Origin of the sequence: Streptomyces sp. NPDC053427, assembly GCF_044544985.1 — a bacterium.
In the GTDB taxonomy this organism is placed as follows: Bacteria; Actinomycetota; Actinomycetes; order Streptomycetales; family Streptomycetaceae; genus Streptomyces.
Genome location: NZ_JBITYA010000008.1, coordinates 442,874 through 462,886 on the forward strand (window position 1 = coordinate 442,874; position 20,013 = coordinate 462,886).

At 72.1% G+C, this 20,013-nt stretch carries 18 protein-coding genes; 10 read left to right on the forward strand and 8 right to left on the reverse strand.

Features of this window, described 5'->3' with window-relative positions; all coding sequences use genetic code 11:
* Positions 1-145: 145 nt before the first annotated feature.
* From tyrS to ACIGWZ_RS24450, 3 genes are all read right to left on the reverse strand, one after another.
* The gene (gene tyrS, locus ACIGWZ_RS24440) at positions 146-1,549 is read right to left on the reverse strand and encodes a tyrosine--tRNA ligase (protein ID WP_400067978.1); all 1,404 of its coding nucleotides are present in this window, start codon (positions 1,547-1,549) and stop codon (positions 146-148) included.
* A gap of 115 nt (positions 1,550-1,664) precedes the next feature.
* Entirely contained in the window at positions 1,665-3,104 is a 1,440-nt protein-coding gene (locus ACIGWZ_RS24445) for a metallopeptidase TldD-related protein (RefSeq protein ID WP_400067980.1), read from the reverse strand.
* Positions 3,101-4,633 (reverse strand): TldD/PmbA family protein, encoded by a 1,533-nt coding sequence (locus ACIGWZ_RS24450; RefSeq protein ID WP_400067982.1) that lies wholly within the window; start codon positions 4,631-4,633, stop codon positions 3,101-3,103. The genes ACIGWZ_RS24445 and ACIGWZ_RS24450 overlap by 4 nt, the downstream gene beginning before the upstream one ends.
* A 161-nt stretch (positions 4,634-4,794) precedes the next feature.
* Here ACIGWZ_RS24450 and fabG point away from each other — a divergent pair, with 161 nt between their 5' ends.
* From fabG to ACIGWZ_RS24465, 3 genes are all read left to right on the forward strand, one after another.
* Entirely contained in the window at positions 4,795-5,499 is a 705-nt protein-coding gene (fabG, locus tag ACIGWZ_RS24455) for a 3-oxoacyl-[acyl-carrier-protein] reductase (RefSeq protein ID WP_400067984.1), read from the forward strand.
* Between the two features lie 5 nt (positions 5,500-5,504).
* Positions 5,505-6,275 carry an enoyl-ACP reductase FabI gene (fabI, locus tag ACIGWZ_RS24460; protein WP_400067986.1) on the forward strand — a complete coding sequence of 257 codons (771 nt, stop codon included), beginning with the start codon at positions 5,505-5,507 and terminating at the stop codon, positions 6,273-6,275.
* Positions 6,276-6,428: 153 nt separating this feature from the next.
* A complete protein-coding gene (locus ACIGWZ_RS24465; RefSeq protein WP_400067988.1) occupies positions 6,429-6,779 on the forward strand; it encodes a hypothetical protein in 351 nt (116 codons plus the stop codon).
* An 87-nt stretch (positions 6,780-6,866) separates the two neighbouring features.
* Here the strand turns inward: ACIGWZ_RS24465 and ACIGWZ_RS24470 are convergent, their stop codons facing one another.
* Positions 6,867-7,550: a FadR/GntR family transcriptional regulator gene (locus tag ACIGWZ_RS24470; protein WP_400067990.1), complete on the reverse strand. Its 684-nt coding sequence runs from the start codon at positions 7,548-7,550 to the stop codon at positions 6,867-6,869.
* Between the two features lie 154 nt (positions 7,551-7,704).
* Here ACIGWZ_RS24470 and ACIGWZ_RS24475 point away from each other — a divergent pair, with 154 nt between their 5' ends.
* The 4 genes from ACIGWZ_RS24475 (at position 7,705) to ACIGWZ_RS24490 (ending at position 10,432) form a co-directional block, all read left to right on the forward strand.
* Positions 7,705-9,039: a CynX/NimT family MFS transporter gene (locus ACIGWZ_RS24475; RefSeq protein WP_400067992.1), complete on the forward strand. Its 1,335-nt coding sequence runs from the start codon at positions 7,705-7,707 to the stop codon at positions 9,037-9,039.
* Between the two features lie 16 nt (positions 9,040-9,055).
* On the forward strand, positions 9,056-9,172 hold the full coding sequence (locus ACIGWZ_RS24480; protein ID WP_390012779.1) for an SGM_5486 family transporter-associated protein: 117 nt from the start codon (positions 9,056-9,058) through the stop codon (positions 9,170-9,172).
* Between the two features lie 194 nt (positions 9,173-9,366).
* A complete protein-coding gene (locus ACIGWZ_RS24485; RefSeq protein ID WP_400067994.1) occupies positions 9,367-9,579 on the forward strand; it encodes a hypothetical protein in 213 nt (70 codons plus the stop codon).
* A 334-nt stretch (positions 9,580-9,913) separates the two neighbouring features.
* Positions 9,914-10,432: a SixA phosphatase family protein gene (locus ACIGWZ_RS24490; protein WP_400067996.1), complete on the forward strand. Its 519-nt coding sequence runs from the start codon at positions 9,914-9,916 to the stop codon at positions 10,430-10,432.
* A gap of 124 nt (positions 10,433-10,556) precedes the next feature.
* On the opposite strand, the gene serB is transcribed toward ACIGWZ_RS24490, so the two are convergent.
* Entirely contained in the window at positions 10,557-11,804 is a 1,248-nt protein-coding gene (gene serB, locus ACIGWZ_RS24495) for a phosphoserine phosphatase SerB (RefSeq protein WP_400067997.1), read from the reverse strand.
* Positions 11,805-12,254: 450 nt separating this feature from the next.
* Here serB and ACIGWZ_RS24500 point away from each other — a divergent pair, with 450 nt between their 5' ends.
* On the forward strand, positions 12,255-14,828 hold the full coding sequence (locus ACIGWZ_RS24500; protein ID WP_400067999.1) for an FHA domain-containing protein: 2,574 nt from the start codon (positions 12,255-12,257) through the stop codon (positions 14,826-14,828).
* 87 nt (positions 14,829-14,915) lie between these two features.
* Here ACIGWZ_RS24500 and ACIGWZ_RS24505 read toward each other — a convergent pair whose 3' ends face one another.
* The 3 genes from ACIGWZ_RS24505 to ACIGWZ_RS24515 form a co-directional block, all read right to left on the reverse strand.
* Positions 14,916-15,656 (reverse strand): transglycosylase SLT domain-containing protein, encoded by a 741-nt coding sequence (locus ACIGWZ_RS24505; RefSeq protein WP_400068001.1) that lies wholly within the window; start codon positions 15,654-15,656, stop codon positions 14,916-14,918.
* 406 nt (positions 15,657-16,062) lie between these two features.
* Positions 16,063-17,175, reverse strand: coding sequence for an S-adenosylmethionine:tRNA ribosyltransferase-isomerase (locus tag ACIGWZ_RS24510; protein ID WP_400068061.1), 1,113 nt, complete (start codon positions 17,173-17,175; stop codon positions 16,063-16,065).
* Positions 17,175-17,900 (reverse strand): SDR family NAD(P)-dependent oxidoreductase, encoded by a 726-nt coding sequence (locus ACIGWZ_RS24515; RefSeq protein ID WP_400068003.1) that lies wholly within the window; start codon positions 17,898-17,900, stop codon positions 17,175-17,177. The genes ACIGWZ_RS24510 and ACIGWZ_RS24515 overlap by 1 nt, the downstream gene beginning before the upstream one ends.
* Before the next feature lie 205 nt (positions 17,901-18,105).
* On the opposite strand from ACIGWZ_RS24515, the gene ACIGWZ_RS24520 reads away from it, so the two are divergent.
* Together ACIGWZ_RS24520 and ACIGWZ_RS24525 are read left to right on the forward strand one after the other, a co-directional pair.
* Positions 18,106-19,251: a GAF domain-containing sensor histidine kinase gene (locus tag ACIGWZ_RS24520; RefSeq protein WP_400068004.1), complete on the forward strand. Its 1,146-nt coding sequence runs from the start codon at positions 18,106-18,108 to the stop codon at positions 19,249-19,251.
* Positions 19,244-19,900, forward strand: a complete 657-nt coding sequence (locus tag ACIGWZ_RS24525) for a response regulator (protein WP_400068006.1) — start codon at positions 19,244-19,246, stop codon at positions 19,898-19,900. Before ACIGWZ_RS24520 ends, ACIGWZ_RS24525 begins: the two co-directional genes overlap by 8 nt.
* The last annotated feature ends 113 nt before the right edge of the window (positions 19,901-20,013 follow it).

A 20,013-nucleotide genomic window follows, 5' to 3' on the forward strand; every position in this document is an offset into this window, starting at 1 on the left:
AGATCATGGGGGGCGGGGGGCCCGCGGGGGGGGCCGCCCCCCCCGCCCCAAAACCCCCCCCCGCCGCCGTCGGCCGCCCGCGCGGGGGGGGGGGGCCCCCCCCCCCCCCCCCCCCCCCGCCGTCGTCCGTATACGGCTCAGCGGTTCAGCGGCCCTCGAGCTGCGCGAGCTTGCGCCCGGCCTTGAGGTACGCGGTGCCCGGCGCACCGGCCAGCTTCTCCGCCAGCACCTCGGCCAGCGGACGCACCGACTCCGCCTCGGCGAGCACCACGGTCTCCTGGCCGTCCTCGCCCTCCACCACCAGCCGCAGCGCGTTCTGCTTGGCCAGCCGGCGCGCCGCCGACGCGCTCGGCGTGAACTCCAGCACCTTCGTCAGCACCGCCGCGACCGTCTCCCCGCCGTGCTCGGCGACATCGACGACCGGCAGCGACTCCACATCGGCGAAGGACTTCTTGGAGAACTGCGCGATGAACCCGGCCCGCGCCGCCATCGCCGCGTCCAGCCCGTACAGCGCCGCCACGACCTCACCCGCGAGGATCTTCTTGAGGTCCATCGGGTGCAGCGAGCGCTCACCGATCCGGCCCAGGACGAGCGCGATCTCCTCGTCCGTCCACTCCGTCCAGGCCTTGAGGTAGGGCTCCATCAGCCGGTCCGGCACCGACATGATCTTGCCGAAGACGTCGTCGGCGGGCGCGCTCAGACCGACGTAGTTGCCCTTGGACTTGGACATCTTGGCGCCGGTGCCGTCCGTGCCCTCGATCAGCGGCATCGTGACGACCAGCTGCGGCGTCTGCCCGCGCAGCTCCATCAGCTTGCGGGCCATCTGCAGATTGAGCAGCTGGTCCGAGCCGCCCAGCTCCACGTCGCAGTTCAGCGCCACCGAGTCCAGACCCTGCGCGACGGGGTACAGCAGCTCCGTCATGGTCAGCCCCGAACCGGCCGCCAGCCGGTTGCGGAAGTCCTCGCGCTGCAGCAGCTGCGAGGCCGGCACATGGGCGAGCAGCCCGAGCAGCTCCGGGAAGGTGTACGGCGCCAGCCACTCGCTGTTCTGCCGGAAGCTGACCTTCTCGAAGTCGAAGAAGGGACGCACCTGTTCGCGGTAGGTGGCGAGGTTGTGCGCGATGTCCTCGTCGGTCAGCGGCGGCCGCTCGGCGGTACGGCCCGAGGGGTCACCGATCTTGGCGGTGAAGTCGCCGATGATCAGCGTGACGTCGTGGCCCAGCCGCTGGAAGCGGCTCAGGATGATCAGCGGGACCGCGTGCCCCAGGTGCACATCGGTCGCCGTCGGGTCGATGCCCAGCTTGATGTGCAGACCCTTGCCGGCCGCCCGGCGCTCGTCGATCCGCTCCGCCAGCTTGTCCACGCCCGGCAGGACCTCGACCGTACGGGCCGCGATCAGCTCGGCCTGCTCCTTGGCGGACAGGTCCGTCAGGTCGAGATAGCGCCGGGCGCCCGTCTCCTGGAGCAGCTCCTGGACCGTGCCGTCCGAGGAGAGGTCGGCGGAGAGCAGCGTGCTGGCGCGGGCGACGGATTCGCCGAGGCGTGTCATGGCGTTCCTGATCGATCGTGGTTCCCCCAGGGCGGATCCCCAAGGGGGGAGGCAAGAGGCCAGTCTATTGGGTGTCGGTGCACCCGCTCCCGCCTCCCCGGCCGGGCCGCCGCGCTCACACCCCCCGGCTGACCGAGCTCATGTTGAAGTCCGGGATCCGCAGCGCGGGCATCGCGGCCCGGGTGAAGTAGTCGCCCCACTCGCGCGGCAGGGTCCGCTCGGTGCGGCCCGCCTCCACCGCCCGCGCCAGCAGATCCACCGGCGACTCGTTGAAGCGGAAGTTGTTGACCTCGCCGACCACCTCGCCCCCCTCGACCAGATAGACGCCGTCCCGCGTCAGCCCGGTCAGCAGCAGCGTGGCCGGATCCACCTCGCGGATGTACCACAGACAGGTCAGCAGGAGCGCCGGACCCTCGTGCCCGCTCGCCGCCACCATCTCGTCCAGGGAACGCGAACCGCCCCCCTCCAGAAGGAGGTTGTCGATCCCCGGCGCCACCGGCAGGCCGGTCAGCCCGGCGCTGTGCCGGGTGGTCAGCAGCCGGTTCAGCACGCCGTCGCGCACCCAGTCGGTGCCGGTCAGCGGCAGCCCGTTGTCGAAGACGGACGCATCGTCGCCGGAGGAGTGCGCCAGGACGAACGGCGCGCACTCCAGCCCCTGGGCCGCCGGATCGCTGCGCAGCGTCAGCGGCAGCCCGGAGAGCCGCTCGCCCAGCCGGGTACGCGATGCCCCCGCGCCCTCGCCCGCCCGGGAGAAGACCGTACGGCCCTCCGCGGCGTCCCGGGCCGAGGACGACCACATCTGGTAGATCAGCAGATCGGCCACGGCGGTCGGCGGCAGCAGCGTCTCGTACCGCCCGGCGGGCAGCTCGATCCGCCGCGCGGCCAGGCCCAGCCGCCGGGCCAGCTCCGCCTCCATCTCCCGCGGGTCGACATCGCGGAAGTCGCGGGTGGCGCGCCCGGCCCAGGCCGAGCGCGGCGCGGCCGCGTCGGGACCCGGCGACTTGGCGTTGAGCTCCAGCGTCCCGGTGGGCTGGTCGTGCCGCAGCCGCAGCCCGGCCGAGCTGCCCAGATAGGACGAGACGACGCCGTGGTGGGCGAAGCCGTACAGCTCCCGGCCGCCGGCCCGGGCCTGCCGGAAGGACTCGCCGAGGGCCGGCGCGAACTGCGCGAAGACGTCCGAGGAGGTCTCGGCGGGCGCGTCCGTGAAGTCGGCGGACGCCTTCGTGCCGGCCACCAGCGGCTGTGCGTCCTCGGCCGGGCCCGCCTCCCGGGCGGCCGCCTCCGCGGCCCGTACCAGCGGCTCCAGATCGTTCGCGGTGACCGCCGACCGCGAGACCACACCGGAGGCGGTGCCCTGCCCGCCGTCCACCGTCGCGATGACGGTCAGCGTCCGGCCCCGGGTGACCCCGTTGGTGGTCAGCGCATTGCCCGCCCAGCGCAGATCGGCGCTCGAGTGCTCATCGGCGATCACCACGCACCCGTCGGCACGGGACAGCTCCAGGGCCCGCTCGACGATCTCGTGCGGTGCGTTCCCGCGACTCCTGCGCGCGCTCATCGGCTGGCCTCCTGCGTCGTGTTGAGGATGTTCACGCCTTCGAACAGGGCCGACGGGCAGCCGTGCGACACCGCCGCGATCTGTCCCGGCTGCGCCTTGCCGCAGTTGAAGGCGCCGCCCAGGACATAGGTCCCGGGGCCGCCGACCGCGGTCATCGAGCCCCAGAAGTCCGTGGTGGTCGCCTGGTAGGCGACATCGCGCAGCTGCCCGGCCAGCCGTCCGTTCCGGATGGCGTATGCCCTCTGCTGCGTGAATTGGAAGTTGTACCGCTGCATGTCGATCGACCACGACCGGTCGCCGACGACATAGATACCGCGCTCCACGCCCGCGATCAGCTCCTCGGTGGACGGCCCGTCCGGCGCCGGACGGAGCGAGACATTCGCCATCCGCTGCACCGGCACATGGCCCGGCGAGTCCGCGAACGCGCAGCCGTTGGAGCGCCCGAAACCCGTCAACTTGGCGATCCTGCGGTCGAGTTGATAGCCGACCAGGGTCCCGTCCTTGATCAAGTCCCAGGACTGCGCGGCCACCCCTTCGTCGTCGTAGCCGATCGTCGCCAGGCCGTGCTCGGCGGTCCGGTCGCCCGTCACATTCATCATCGCGGAGCCGTACGCCAGCTTCCCCAGCTGGTCGAAGGTGGCGAACGAGGTGCCCGCATAGGCCGCCTCGTACCCCAGCGCCCGATCCAGCTCGGTGGCGTGCCCGACCGACTCGTGGATCGTCAGCCAGAGGTTCGACGGGTCCACCACCAGGTCGTACGCGCCCGGTTCGACGCTCGGCGCGCTCATTTTCTGGGCGAGGTGCTCCGGAATCTGCGCCAGCTCGCCGTCCCAGTCGTGGTGGCCGCCGGTCAGGTACTCCCAGCCCCGCCCCACCGGCGGGGCGAGGGTGCGCATCGAGTCGAACTCGCCGCTGGCCTCGTCCACCGCGACCGCCGTCAGCTGCGGATGCAGCCGCACCCGCTGCTGGTTGGTGCTGGTGCCCGCGGTGTCCGCATAGAACTTGTTCTCCTGGACGGTCAGCAGCGAGGCATCCGCATGCGTCACTCCGGGCGCCGCCAGCAGCCGCGCACTCCACTCGGCCAGCAGCCCGGTCTTGTCCGCATCCGGTACGTCGAACGGATTGATCTCGTACGCGGAGATCCACGTCCGGTCCGGGTACGCGGGCTCCTCGGCCAGCTCGACCCTCTCCGCGGAGCCGGCGGCTTCGATCACCTTGGCGGACAGCTTCGCCATCGCCACCGCCTGCGACGCCACCCGCGCCGCCGCGTCCATCGTCAGATCGACCCCGGAGGCGAACCCCCAGGCACCGCCGTGCACCACCCGCACCGCGTACCCGAGGTCGGTGGTGTCCGAGGTCCCGGCCGTACGGGCGTCCCGCAGCCGCCAGGCCGCGCTGCGCACCCGCTCCAGGCGGAAGTCGGCGTGTTCGGCGCCCAGCGCGCGGGCCCGTGCCAGCGCGGCGTCGGCCAGCGCGCGCAGGGGCAGCGCCAGGAAGGTCTCGTCAAGGGCATGGGGTGCAGCAGGCACGGCGTCCTCCCGTAGTAGGCGCCTAGATCATGCCTGGTTCTGTGGGGACCCGACAGTGACCGGCGCGAGCCGCTGTGCGGGCTCGATTCTCCGGAAAGCCCTTGTGACCGATAGTTTCGTAGCGAACTCAGGACGGATCAGAAAACGGAAAGGGTGATCTTTTGAGCCGCTCGGTTCTGGTCACCGGAGGCAACCGCGGCATTGGCCTCGCCATTGCCCGTGCCTTCGCCGAGGCCGGCGACAAGGTCGCCATCACCTACCGCTCGGGCGAGCCCCCGGCGGGATTTTTGGCCGTGAAGTGCGACATCACGGACAGCGAGCAGGTCGAGCAGGCGTACAAGGAGATCGAGGAGAAGCAGGGCGCGGTCGAGGTGCTGGTGGCCAACGCCGGCGTCACCCGCGACCAGCTGCTGATGCGGATGTCCGAGGAGGACTTCACCTCGGTCCTGGAGACCAACCTCACCGGCACCTTCCGGGTGGTCAAGCGCGCCAACCGCGCGATGCTGCGGGCCCGTAAGGGGCGCGTGGTGCTGATCTCCTCCGTGGTCGGCCTGATGGGCGGCCCGGGGCAGTCGAACTACGCCGCCTCGAAGGCCGGCCTGGTGGGCTTCGCCCGCTCGCTCGCCCGGGAGCTGGGCAGCCGGAACATCACCGTCAACGTCGTTGCGCCGGGCTTCGTCGACACCGACATGACCCGCTCGCTCACCGACGACCAGCGGGACAACATCCTGAAGCAGGTGCCGCTCGCGCGCTATGCGCAGCCCGAGGAGATCGCCGCCTCGGTCCGCTTCCTGGCCTCCGACGAGGCCGCTTACATCACTGGAGCCGTCATTCCCGTCGACGGCGGATTGGGCATGGGTCACTGATCAGCATGAGTGGAATCCTTGCAGGCAAGCGCATCGTCGTTACGGGCGTGCTGACCGAGTCGTCGATCGCGTTCCAGGCCGCCAAGGTCGCACAGAACGAGGGCGCCGAGGTCATTCTCACCGGCTTCGGCCGGCTCTCGCTCGTCGAGCGGATCGCCAAGCGGCTGCCCAAGCCCGCCCCGGTCATCGAGCTGGACGTCAGCAACCAGGAGCACCTGGACGGACTGGCCGACAAGATCCGCGAGCACCAGGGCGAGGACGCCCGGGTCGACGGCATCGTGCACTCCATCGCCTTCGGCCCGCAGGGCGCCTTCAACTTCCTGGAGGCGACCTGGGAGGACGTTTCGACGGCCGTGCAGGTCTCGGCGTACTCCTACAAGTCGCTGACCATGGCTCTGCTGCCGCTGATGCACTCCGGTAGCGCGGTCGTCGGCCTCACCTTCGACGCGCAGATCGCCTGGCCGAAGTACGACTGGATGGGCGTGGCCAAGGCGGCGCTGGAGGGCACCAACCGCTACCTGGCGCGCGACCTGGGCCCGAAGGGCATCCGCTGCAACCTGGTCTCGGCCGGGCCGATCAAGTCGATGGCCGCGAAGTCCATCCCCGGCTTCGAGGAGCTGGCGGACGTGTGGAACCACCGCGCCCCGATCGGCTGGGACCTGGCCGACCCGGAGCCGGCCGGCCGCGGTGTCGTCGGCATGCTGTCCGACTTCTTCCCGCGTACGACCGGTGAGATCGTGCACGTCGACGGCGGCGTGCACATGATGGGCGCCTGACGCCCGCAGCGCATCTCCACTGCCCGTCCCGGTCCGCCGGGGCGGGCAGAACGCGTTTTCGAGTCGAGAAGCGGCGCCCCCCGCCACACACTGGAGGAGCTGCCGGGGCCCGCCCGGCGCAGCGTTCCCGGCGCATCGTGGGGAGGTCCCGGCGTGCCCGCATCCCGCCGCCGTACGGCAGCCCTGACGGCCGCCCTGACCGCCCTGCTGGGCGTCACCGCATCGGCCGCGCGGGCCGTGCCGCCCGCCCCCGCCGACGATCCCCGGGACGTGCCGCGGGCCCACTGCCGTACCGCCGTCGTGGGCAGCACCGGCACCGCCCGCTGCTTCAACCCCAACGGCACTCTCAGCCGGGTGCGGCTGCACATCGAGTGCAAGCGCTGGTACGACCCGGACGTGGATACCCGCGCCGTACCGGTCGGCCCCGCCCAGGGGGTCACCGTCGCCGGACGCTGCTGGCAGGAGATCCAGGACCTCTGGGTCAGCCAGGAGCCGGGGGAGTGAGCCGGGGGTTGGGGGAGGTGTTCGCCCACGCACCAGGGGGCCTCCCGCCCCTCCCGCCCCCTCCTGTTCCTCCCGCACCCGCCTGATTCAGCCACGCGTCAACGCGGGGAACCGGCAGCCGAAGGAGTGCGCGCTCGCCTCGGCGGCCGCACGGTCGGCGTCGCCCGCACGGATCGCCGCCACCAGGCGTGCATGGTCCATATGCGCCTCCGGCCGCAGCACCTTGCCCACATCGGCCCTCAGGAACTCGCGCAGCACGCCCCCGAGGTCGGCGTAGATCTCGGCGAGCACCTCGTTGTGGGAGGCCGCCACCACCGCCATGTGCAAGGTCGCGTCCGCCTCCACGAACGCCTCGGCCGACCCGGAATCCCAGGCCGCCTCGCGCCGCTCCAGCAGCGCGTCGAGCCCGCGCAGATCCTGCGGGGTACGGCGCTGCGCGGCGAGCCGGGCGGCCTCCGCCTCCAAGGCGCTGCGCAGCTCGGCGACATGGCGCGGGTCGGCCTCCGCGAAGCGGCGGTTCATCACCCCGGCCAGCTCGCTGGTGGCGATCACATAGGTGCCCGAGCCCTGCCGGATGTCGAGCAGGCCGTTGTGCGCCAGCGCCCGTACGGCCTCGCGGACGGTGTTCCGGGCCACCCCGAGCTCCTCGACGAGTTCCGGCTCGGTCGGGATACGGGAGCCCACCGGCCACTCGCCGGACGTGATCTGGGCGCGCAGCTGCGCGATCACCTGGTCGGCCAGCGCGGACCGGCGGGGCGAGGTCAGGGGCATGACGGTGCTCCGGAGGGGTGGGGCGGACGGGCGGCGACGCGGACGCCGGCCGGTCCGTGCGGTCCGTGGCGTCGTGCGCGACGGCCGAGGTTATCCATAACCGCAGCCATGACGGGTGGACAATCATTCATCCCATGATTCTATGATGACGCTCATGGCAGACGAAGACCTCGCGACCCTCGGCCCGGCGGCCGGGCCCCCCACGACCTCCACCCGGTGGCCCGCCGACGGCTCCGCCGGCCCGCAACCGACGCCCGGCGGAGCCGTTCCGGAGGGCGCCGCGGCGGCCGTGCCCGCTCCGCGCTGGCTCCCCGGCATCGTGATCGCCGGGATCGTCCTCGCCGCACTCAACCTCCGCCCCGCCATCACCAGCCTCGGTGCGCTGCTGGAGGAGGTCCGCGACGGCCTGGGGATGAGCGCCACCGTCGCCGGGCTGCTGACCTCCGTACCCTCGCTGTGCTTCGCCGTCTTCGGTATCGCGGCACCCCGGCTGGCCAGGCGTTTCGGGCCCGGCGCAGTGGTCTGCGGCGGCATGGCCGCGATAGCCGCGGGCGTCGCGGTACGGCCGTTCACCGGTGGCACCGCGGGCTTTCTCGCCGTCAGCGCGCTGGCCCTGGCCGGCATCGCGGTCAGCAACGTCCTGATGCCGGTCGTCATCAAGAGCTGGTTCCCCGACCGGGTCGGCCCGATGACCGGGCTGTACTCCATGGCGCTGGCCCTGGGCACCTCGCTGGCCGCGGCGGTCACCGTCCCCATGACCTCGGCGCTGGGCGGCAGTTGGCGGAGCGGGCTGGCGGTGTGGGCGGTGCTCGCCGCCGTCGCCGTACTGCCCTGGCTCGCGGTCGTCCGCCGTCGTTCCCCCGCCGCGGGACCGTCCGCGGACGGCGCGGCGTCCGCCCCGGAACCCCCCGTACGGATCACCTCGTCACCCACCGCCTGGGCGCTCGCCGTCTTCTTCGGCCTCCAGGCCACCGCCGCCTACATCACGATGGGCTGGATGCCGCAGATCTTCCGCGACGCCGGGGTGTCCGCGGGCACCGCGGGGGTGCTGCTCGCCGTCACGATGGCGATGGGCGTCCCGCTGTCCTTCGTGCTGCCGCGGGTGGCCTCCCGGATGCGGCATCAGGGTCCGCTCGCGGTCGGACTCGCCGTCTGCGGCCTGGCCGGTTACGCGGGGCTGTGGCTGGCCCCGGCCGCCGGGGCCTGGGCCTGGGCGCTGCTCATGGGCATCGCCAACTGCTCCTTCCCGCTGGCCCTGACCATGATCGGCATGCGCTCGACCAGCTCGGCGGGCGTGGCCAAGCTGTCGGCCTTCGCGCAGTCCGTCGGCTACCTGATCTCCATCCCCGGGCCGTTGCTCGTCGGCGCGCTCTACCAGCACAGCGGCGGCTGGGGCCTGCCGATCGCGCTGATGGCGGGGCTGCTGGTGCCGCAGATGGCGGTGGGCGTGCTGGCGGGCCGGGACCGCCGCATCGAGGACGAGGGGTGAGTGCGACACTGGGCGCATGCCAGTGCTCGAACCGAACCCGCAGGGCAGCCAGAAGAAGCTGCTCCTCGTCCTGGGCCTCATGCTCGGCGTGACCGTCGTCGTCGCGATCATCGCGAGTATCGCGGCGCCCTGATGCACCCGGGCCGGCCGGGTGGGGGTGGGGACAACCCCCTGTCCCCTAGGGGGTCGGGGTCAGGGAAAAGTGGGTGGCTTCCCGGATAGGAACGGGCGCCGAGGATCCGTAGCTTCGAAGTGCACCGCCCGTCGCGGTGGGCGCGCCGCACTCGCGGCCGCGCAGCCCTTCGATCCGCCACGGAGGCGATCGCCATGTCTGCCGCGTTCCGCAGGCCGTCCGCCCGCCAGGCCCCCCGCCTGCGGAGACGACTGCCGTGGTGGGCGCTGGCCCTGCCGGTGATCTCCTTCGTCGCCCTGCTGGCGCTGATATCGGCCCCGTCCCCGGCGCACGCCGCCGAGGCCGCCCCGAGCGTCCTGGCTCCGCTGCTGGACATCCTCGCCCGGCTGGTCGGTGTGGGGGCCTGACCGGTGCCCGGCGGCGCGGCGCAGTGCCTCCGGGGACCGGCGGGGGAGGGCCTCGAGGGCGCGTCCCGGCCCGTCGCCGCAGCGGGCCCGGCATCCGGGGCCGGCCCAACGACCCGGGACGCCGTCCGGCCGGATGCGACCGGGCCGGGCCGCCGTGTAGCCGGCAGGTGACCGGGCGCCGCGGAGCGCGGCGGACCCCACACGCCCCGCGCATCCCGGCCTCCGGGCGCATGACGGGGCCGCGCGGACCCTCTGGAGCCCCGTCGTCACCCGGCGGAGGGGAGCCCCTCAACACCCCGCGCCCCGCGCTGCTTTTCATGCGAAGCTGGGAGTCATGAGCGTCGATACACCCCGCCGGATTGTCCTCCTTCGACATGCCAAGGCCGATTGGGCGCAGGAGAGCGACCATGAGCGTCCGCTCGCCGACCGTGGCCGCAGGGACGCCCCGGTCGCCGGCCGTCGGCTGGCCGGAGCCGGGATCGTTCCCGATCTGACCCTGTGCTCGACGGCCGCGCGCACCCGTGAGACATGGAAGCTCGCCGTCCATGAGCTCCCGCAGCGGCCCAAGACCGTCTACGAGGAGCGGCTGTACGAAGCCTCCCTCGGCGAGCTGATCGCGCTGCTGAACGAGACCTCCGACGACGTCGGCGACCTGCTGCTCGTCGGGCACAACCCGGGGATGCACGCCCTTGCCGACGCGCTGTCGGGCGAGGCGGACGGCGATCTGCTGCCCCGGATGAACCGCAGCGGCTTCCCGACGGCCGCCATGGCCGTGATCACCTTCACCGGCTCCTGGAAGTCGGTCGAGCACGGCGTCGGCCGGCTGGTCGCGTACTGGACGCCGCAGGGCTGAGGCCGCCGGCCGCGTGACGCGGCGTACGAGAAGGGCCCTGGAACGTCACCGCCGGGCCCTTCTCCTGTGCCGTGAAGCCTGCGTCCGACGCCTACGGCGCGAAGCCCGCCTCCGGCCTCCCGCCTCACTCGGCGTGGGTGTCCGCCGCCTCGACCTCTTCGCGGGTGACGCCCAGCAGATACAGCACGGTGTCCAGGAAGGGCACGTTCACCGCGGTGTGCGCCGCCTCGCGCACCACCGGCTTGGCGTTGAAGGCCACCCCGAGCCCGGCCGTATTGAGCATGTCCAGGTCATTGGCGCCGTCGCCGATCGCCACGGTCTGATCGAGCGGCACCCCGGCCTGCTGCGCGAAGCTGCGCAGCAGCCGCGCCTTCCCGGCCCGGTCCACGATGTCGCCCGTCACCCGGCCGGTGAACTTGCCGTCCACGATCTCCAGGGTGTTGGCGGAGGCGAAGTCCAGCCCCAGCTCCTCCTGGAGCGCGTCGGTGACCTGCGTGAAACCACCCGATACGACGCCGACTTGATAGCCGAGCCGCTTGAGGGTCCGTACGAGGGTGCGGGCCCCGGGGGTGAGCCGTACCTCCTTGCGCACGGTCTCCACCACGGACGCGTCCAGTCCGGCGAGCAGCTCGACCCGGGCGTGCAGCGACTGCTCGAAGTCCAGCTCGCCGCGCATGGCCGCGGCGGTCACCGCGGCGACCTCGGCCTCGCATCCCGCGTGCGCCGCGAACAGCTCGATGACCTCGTCCTGGATGAGCGTGGAGTCGACATCCATCACCACCAGCCGCCGCGCCCTGCGCTGCAGCCCCGCCGCGACCACCGCGACATCCACGCCCAGCCGCGCGGCCTCCGGGGCCAGCACCGTGCGCAGCGCATCGGTCGCCGCACCGGACACCGCGAATTCGACGGCGGTCACCGGATACTTCGCCAGCCGGAAGATACGGTCGATATTGCCGCCCGAGGACGTTATGGCGGCGGCGATGGCGGCCGTCGACTCCGCGGTGAGCGGGTGCCCCAGCACCGTCACATGCGAGCGCCCGACGCCGCGCGGGCGGTTGTCGCCCCGGCCGGAGATGATCTCCGCCTGGAGGTGCAGCGACTCGGCCCAGCTGTGCACGGTGGCCCGCAGGTCGCCCTCGGACGAGCCGGTGGTGCCCTGGCCGGGAGTGGGGGCGGTGACCAGCGCACACAGCGTGATGCGGCCCCGGGTCACCACCTGCTCGATGTCCACGACATCGACGGAGTAGGCGGCGAGGGTGTCGAAGAGACCGGCGGTGATGCCCGGCCGGTCCTTCCCGAAGATCTTCACGAGGAGGGTCGGTACGTCATCGCCCGGGACGGCGGTGGCAGGCGTGATCTGCGATGCGCTCATGGTGGTCTCACCGTATCCGGCGGGCGGCCGCGGCCGTACAGGTGTCCGTGCTTCGGACCGCGCGTCCGCCCGGCTGCCACGTCCGCGCTCCGCCACGCCCAGCCCCCCGTCGCGATGTCGATCGTTATCGACTCGTGTCCACCCCGCCCCTCCCGGCACACCCGGAAGGGTGAGCCGCGTCCCCAAGTCCCTTTCCGATGCGGCCATTTCGCCCGATGTGCGGTTCGAGGGCGAGGCGCAGAGCGGCTCGAAGCCCCCGTAATCCGGTGATCCTCGGGCATCTCCGGGCCCTTCCGGCCCTCGGGGAGGCATCGCCGGGCGCCCCCGCGAGACCGATGCACCCCGGTCCCCTCCCGGGTTTCCGGTCGGCGGGCCGAGCCTGAAATAGTTCCTCACGATGATTCGCCATCCCTGACTTCCCATCCAGGGTGTCGCTCGGGGGACTATGTAATGGGGCATGGAGTGCCTGAACTCGTACTCGAACTGAACGGAAGGACCTGGACGCTCGATCCGTCCCGGTCCTACAACGTGGGCCGCGATCCGCAGGGCGACATGGTGCTCGACGACGCCAGGGTCTCCTGGCGGCACGCCACCGTACGGTGGGCCGGCCGCAGCTGGATCATCGAAGACCACGGCAGCACCAACGGCACCTATGTCCAGGGCCAGCGGATCCACCAGATGGAGATCGGCCCCGGCTCGGCCGTGCATCTGGGCAATGCGACCGACGGCCCGCGGATCAGCCTCTCGGCCGCCGCCGCGCCGGCCGCAGGCGCCGTCGGCGCGCAGCCCTCGATGACGCCGCAGCAGCAGGGCTGGCAGGCCCCACCCGCACACCAGGCGCCCGCGCCGCAGCAGCCGCCGGTCCAGCAGGGCTGGCAGGCGCCGCCGCAGGACCGGCAGCCGCCGTACATCCCGCCGCAGCAGGCCCAGCAGCCGCAGCAGGCCGTGCCCCCGCAGCACCCCGGCCCCCAGGCGCGCCCCGCCCAGAAGGCGGGCGACCCGGCCCCGCAGGCCCAGGGCGACCGCAGCCCGACCACCTTCCACCGCCTCGACCAGGGCCGGGTGATGCGCATCGGCCGTGCGCTGGAGAACGAGCTGGTCGTCTCCGACCTCCAGGTCTCCCGCCACCACGCCGAGTTCCGGGCCACCCCCGACGGCCGCTTCGAGATCCACGACCTCGGCAGCCACAACGGCACGTACATCAACGGCCAGCCGGTCCCCAAGTCCGGCAAGGCCCCGGTCGGCCCGAACGACATCATCGGCGTCGGCCACTCCACCTTCCGGCTGGTCGGCGACCGCCTGGAGGAGTTCGTCGACACCGGCGAGGTCTCCTTCTCGGCCCGCCACCTGACCGTCACCGTCGACGGCGGCAAGCAGATCCTCAAGGACGTCTCCTTCGGCGTCCCGGAGAAGTCGCTGGTCGCCGTCATCGGCCCGTCCGGCTCCGGCAAGTCGACGCTGCTCAAGGCGCTGACCGGCTACCGCCCCGCCAACCAGGGCGATGTCCTCTACGACAACCGGAACCTCTACAAGCAGTTCGCCGAGCTGCGCCAGCGCATCGGACTGGTCCCGCAGGACGACATCCTGCACAAGGAGCTGACCGTCCAGAAGGCGCTGCGCTACGCCGCCAAGCTGCGCTTCCCCGGTGACACCGCGGAGTCCGAGCGCGAGGCCCGGATCGACGAGGTCCTGCACGAGCTCAAGCTGCACGTGCACAAGGAGAAGAAGGTCACCTCGCTCTCCGGCGGCCAGCGCAAGCGCGTCTCGGTGGCCCTGGAGTTGCTGACCAAGCCGTCGCTGATCTTCCTGGACGAGCCGACCTCCGGCCTCGACCCGGGCATGGACCGCGACGTCATGCAGCTGCTGCGCGGCCTCGCGGACGACGGCCGTACCGTCCTGGTCGTCACCCACTCCGTGGCCGAGCTCGGCATCTGCGACAAGCTGTTGGTGATGGCGCCCGGCGGCGGCGTGGCCTACTTCGGCCCGCCCGAGGAGGCGCTGAACTTCTTCCAGTACGACAGCTGGGCGGACGTCTTCTCGGCCTTCGAGAACTACCGCGACTACGACTGGATGGGCCGCTGGCGCGGCTCCCCGCACTACCAGATGTACGCCGCCGACATCGACGCCGTCGCCCCGCAGTCGGTGAACGTCCAGCCGCCGCCGGCCCGGATGCAGAAGTCCCAGAGCTGGGGCTCCCAGCTGTGGACCCTGATGCGGCGCTATGTCTCGGTGCTCGCCTCCGACCGCGGCTTCCTGGGCCTGATGGTGATACTGCCCGCGGTGCTCGGCATCGTCTCGATGCTGATCCCCAGCGACTTCGGCCTGGGGTACGGACCGTTCGAGAAGCGCCGCACCAACCGCGACGCGAGCACCATCATGCTGATCCTCGCGGTCGGCATGTGCTTCTCCGGCGCCGCCAACTCCGTACGTGAGCTGATCAAGGAGCGGGTCATCTACGAGCGCGAACGGGCCACCGGCCTGTCGCGGTCGGCCTATCTGATGTCCAAGATCATCGTGCTCGGTGTGGTCACCGCCTTCCAGGGCGTGATCATCGCGGCGATCGGCTTCTCGACCCGCAACATGCCCTCCGAGGGCCTGATCGTGCCGAAGTTCCCGGCCATCGAGATGGCGCTGGCGATCATCGCGCTCGGCTTCACCTCGATGATGTTCGGCCTGATCATCTCCGCGCTGGTCAAGACCGCCGAGAAGACCATGCCGCTGCTGGTCATGTTCGCCATCGTCCAGGTCGTCTTCACCGGCGTGCTCTTCCAGCTCTTCGACACCCTCGGCGTCGCCCAGGTCGCCTGGCTGATGCCGTCGCGCTGGGCCGTCGCCGCGATGGGCGCGACCGCCGACATGAACACGCTGCTGCCGTGGGAGCTGGGCAACCCCGACCCGCTGTGGAAGCACCAGACCGGCGTCTATGTGATGGACATGATCATCCTGATCGCGCTGGGCGTCTCGCTCGCCTTCGTCGTCGCCCGGCTCCTGCGCCGCCACGAGCCGGAGGTCATGCGCAAGTAACGCACGCGCACCGCGCCCGCACGCCCGAGGGGCGGCACCCGTTCAGCGGGTGCCGCCCCTCGGCGGTGGTACGGGTGAACGTCCGGCTCAGTAGGCCGAGTTCACGTTGTCCATCGAGCCGTACTTGTCGGCCGCGTAGTTGCAGGCGGCGGTGATGTTGGCGACCGGGTCGTAGCTGTTCCAGGACGTGCCGGCCACGTGGTACTGCTTGAAGGTCGGGTCGATGACCTGCAGCAGACCCTTGGACGGGATGCCGTTCTGGGCGTTGATGTCCCAGAGGTTGATGGCATTGGGGTTACCGGACGACTCGCGGATGATGTTCCGGTGGATGCCGTCGTAGCTGCCCGGGATGTTGTGCTTGGCCATGATGTCCAGCGACTCGCGGATCCAGCCGTCCAGGTTGTTCGGGTAGACCTTGGCGGCCGGCTTCGGCGCGGCGGCGCGGACGGCGGAGCGGCTCGCGACCCGCTTCGCCGTGCGCTCCTTCTCGGCCTTCGCCACGGCGGCGGCCTTGGCCTCGGCGGCCTTCTCGGCAGCGGCCTTCTTCGCAGCGGCCTCGGCCTTGGCCTTGGCGGCGGTGTCGGTGGCCTGCTTGGCGACGGTGGCCTGCTGGCTCTTCACCGCGGTGGCGACCTCGCTGAAGGCCACCGGCTTGATGTTGATGTTCTCGGCGGCAGAGGCCTGGCTCGGGCTCGTCCCCTGTCCGGCGTCGGCACCCGGGACGATGGTGAAGACCAGGGCGGCGGCACCGGCCGCGGCGACTCCGGCCGCGGAAAGCTTGTGGGTCCGGGTGAGGCGGGTGAATCCAGGAATGGCGTGCTTGGACATGGCTGGGTTGACCTCTCCAGTCGGGAACGTCGCAAGGGCCTTTGGTGGCGGAATACGCCGAGTTCTGATCACGGCGCCTTGCGACGGGAGCCATTCTTAGCGGCCGAAAATTCACCCGGCAATGGTGTGACGTACGACCCGGGATAGTGGAACCAGGGGGGAGCGAATTGCATCCGAGGCGGTAAATGTCCAGCTCACACCGTCTTTATGGGGCCACTACCCGGGCTCGTAAGTGACGTGCGTCCTATGCGCGGCGTCACAGTGCGGAGAGGATTATCTGGCCCGTGGTAATTGCAAATGCACAGCCTGTACTGGCTGCGCTTTAGTTGCGGCTCGATTTAGCCCTTTTCGGAATAAATCGGGCATTGCGGATTCCGGAATCGAAGAGCCCCGGAGCGCCGGGAACTCATCCGGGCAGCACGAGATGCAGGTCCCCGAATTCATGCCACAGATAGCGCCGCTCCACGGCCGCGGCATACGCCCGCCCCAGCGCCTCGCCCTCCGCCACCGCCCCCAGCATCAGAAGATGCGAGGCCGTCGGCTCGTGCAGCCCGGTGAGGAGGCCGTCCACCGCCCGCACCCCGCGTTCCGGGGTCACCACCAGATCCGTCCAGCCCGCCGCGGCCCGCACCCGCCCGTCCGCCCCCGTCGCCGACTCCAGCGCCCGAACGGCGGTGGTGCCCACCGCCACGATCCGGCCGCCGGAACCGCCGCGTCCCGCACGCCGCCGGGCCCGCGCCGCGTTCACCAGCCACGCCGTCGCCGACGGCACCACGAAGCGCTCCGCATACGGCGGCTCGAAGGCCTCCGCCGACGCCACCCCCGTATGCAACGAGACCGGCGCGAACTGCACCCCCGCACTGACCAGCCGCGCCACCAGCTCCGCCGTGAACGGCCGGGCCGCGCTCGGCATCTCCGCGCTGCCCACGCCGGGGGAGTCCACCGCGAACACCGTCTGATACGCGGCCAGCGGCTGGTCCCGGTCCGTGTAGCCGTACCGGATCGGCCGCCCGTACCGCCGCATCAGCGCCGCCGCGGTGCCGCCCGTCACCCGCCCCCACCACAGCCGTACGCTCCCCGGGTCCACCGGCGCCTCCAGCGTCAGCCGCGCCCCGCCCGGCAGCCGCACCACCGTGCCCTCGGGCCCGCCCGCCCGCGGCCCGGTGCTGCCCCGCCCGTCCGGCCGCCGCAGCTCCACCGCCCAGCACCCGGCCACCGCCCGGCCCGCCGGATGCCACCGGTCCCCGCGCGTGGAGAAGTGCACCACCACCGGCTCGCCGCGCCCCCGCCCGTCCCCGGTACGCCCGTCCACCGCCGCCGCCAGCGTCCGCGACGTGTTGACCACCAGTACGTCCCCGGCCGCCAGCAGCCCGGGCAGCTCCCCGAACGCGTGATGCCCGACCTCGTCCGCACCCCGGCTCACCAGCAGCCGCACGGCATCCCGGCCCAGCCCGGGCCCCCGCTGCTCGGCCGGCACCCGGGCCGACAGCTCCTCCGGGACCCGCAGCGCGTCCGCGATCACCGGACACCGTCCCGCAGCTCCGCCGCCGCATACCGCCCGCTGGCGGCCGGGCCGTCCAGCAGCCGCAGCAGCGCGGGCACCACACTCTCCGGCAGCGGCCGCCCGGAATCGTCCTCGTCCGGCGCGGCCGCCGCATACAGATCCGTCCGCATGTCGCCGGGGTCCACCCACCACACCCGCAGCGCCGGCTCCTCCACCGCCAGCACCGCCGACTGCTGGTCCAGCGCCGCCTTCGTCGCCCCGTAACCGCCCCAGGTCGCATACGCCTCGACGGCCGCATCCGAACTGATCGTGAGAACGGCCCCGGCCGTCCCTATATAGGGGGACGGGCCCGAGGCGGCGCGCAACAGCGGCAGCGCCTCCTGCACCAGCCCCAGCGGCGCCACCACATTCACCTCCAGCGCCGCCCGCAGCCCGTCCAGCGGCTGCTCCGCCAGCCGCACCAGCGGCTCGGCGCCCAGCACGCTCGCGTTGTTCACCAGCAGATCGAGCCCGCCCAGCCCGCGCGCCGCGGCCACCAGCTCCGCCCGGTGCCCGCCGTCCGCCACGTCCCCGGGCAGCGCCACCACCCGCGCCCCCGCCGCCCGCAGCTCCCGCGCCGCCTCCTCCAGCGGGCCGGCCGACCTGGCGTCCACCACCAGATCCCAGCCCCGCCCGGCCAGCGCCGCGGCCAGCGCCCGGCCCAGCCCCTTCGATGCTCCCGTGATGATTGCCACCGGCATGATCGCGTCCCCTTTTCCGGGTGTCCCGTCCACCGGGCCGGGACACGCACCCCGGCCCGCGCCCCCAACGTAGGAACGCGAAGGACATCCGGACGTCGGGCATCCGACCGGCCGTGACCAGGGCATTCGGCCTAGGCCGCGGGTCGTAGGCGGGGGGCGCCCGAGGACCGATACGGGCCGGTCACACCGCCGGTACGGTGAGGCCATGAGCAACGGTCCGGGGGCCGGGATCCCCGCGGTGAGCACCGCGATCCTGGCGATGAGCAGGCATCTGGAGGTACGCGACGTCCTCAAGACGATCGTGGCCTCGGCCCGCGAACTGCTGGACGCCGAGTACGCCGCCCTCGGCGTGCCCGACGACCACGGCGGCTTCGCCCAGTTCGTGGTGGACGGCGTCAGCGCCGAGCAGTGGAAGGCCATCGGCCCGCTGCCCCGCCAGCACGGCATCCTCGCCGCGATGCTGCACAACGCCACTCCCGAGCGGCTCGCCGACGTCCGCGAGGACCCCCGCTTCGGCGGCTGGCCCGCCGCCCACCCGGACATGTCCGACTTCCTCGGCCTGCCGGTCGCCGACGGCGACGAGATCCTCGGCGCCCTCTTCCTCGCCAACAAGCGCTGCCCCAAACCGGACGGCACCTGCGGCTTCACCGAGGACGACGAGCGCCTCCTCGGCATCCTCGCCCAGCACGCCGCCATCGCCCTGACCAACGCCCGCCTCTACGAGCGCAGCCGCGAGCTGACCATCGCGGGGGAGCGCGCCCGGCTCGCCCATGAGCTGCACGACGCGGTCGCCCAGAAGCTCTTCTCCCTCCGGCTGACCGCCCAGGCCGCCACCGCGCTGGTCGACCGCGACCCGGCCCGCGCCAAGGACGAACTCCACCAGGTCGCCGCGCTGGCCGCGGAGGCCGCCGACGAACTGCGCGCCGCCGTCGTCGAGCTGCGGCCCGCGGCCCTGGACGAGGACGGCCTGGTCGCCACCCTGCGCTCCCAGGCGCAGGTCCTCGACCGCGCCCACACCGCCCGCGTCACCTTCGAGGCCCAGGGCGTCCGCGCGCTGCCCGCCGCCCAGGAGGAGGCGCTGCTCCGGGTCGCGCAGGAGGCGCTGCACAACGCCCTGCGGCACGCGGACGCCGGCCGGGTCGAGGTGACCCTCACCCGCCACGGCCAGGGAGCGCTGCTGCGCGTCGCCGACGACGGCCGCGGCTTCGACACCGGCCTGGTGCGCAGGGCCGGCCGGCACCTGGGTCTGGTATCGATGAGGGACCGCGCCGGCGGCGTCGGCGGCAGGCTCAGGGTGGCGTCGGAGCCCGGCAAGGGCACCGCTGTGGAGATGGAGGTACCCGGTGGCTGACATCGGCGACGGGCGGGCCATTCGCGTACTGCTGGTGGACGATCACCAGGTCGTACGCCGGGGACTGCGCACGTTCCTGGAGGTCCAGGACGACATCGAGGTGGTGGGAGAGGCCTCCGACGGCGCCGAGGGCGTCGCGGCCGCCGAACAGCTGCGCCCGGACGTGGTCCTGATGGACGTCAAGATGCCCGGCATGGACGGCATCGAGGCGCTGCGCAAGCTGCGCGAACTGACCAATCCCGCACGGGTGTTGATCGTCACCAGCTTCACCGAACAGCGCACCGTCGTCCCCGCGCTGCGGGCCGGCGCGGCGGGCTATGTCTACAAGGACATCGATCCCGAGGCGCTGGCCGGCGCCATCCGGTCCGTCCACGCGGGCCATGTGCTGCTCCAGCCCGAGGTCGCCGGCGCCCTGCTCTCCCAGGAGGAGGGCAACAACGGCCAGGGGCGTGGCACTTCGCTGACCGAGCGGGAGCGCGAGGTCCTCGGTCTGATTGCGGACGGGCGCTCCAACCGCGAGATCGCCCGTGCGCTGGTGCTCTCGGAGAAGACCGTCAAGACGCATGTCTCCAACATCCTGATGAAGCTCGACCTCGCCGATCGGACACAGGCCGCGCTCTGGGCGGTCCGGCACGGCATCGGGGCCTGACGGCGCCCGGGTCCCTCTACCGCGACGTCGAAGCGGAACGTCGTCTTCCCATCCGAGATTCATACTGTCGTGTAGACGTAGCCCATTTGGCGTATCCCTCTCCGTGCCCCGGC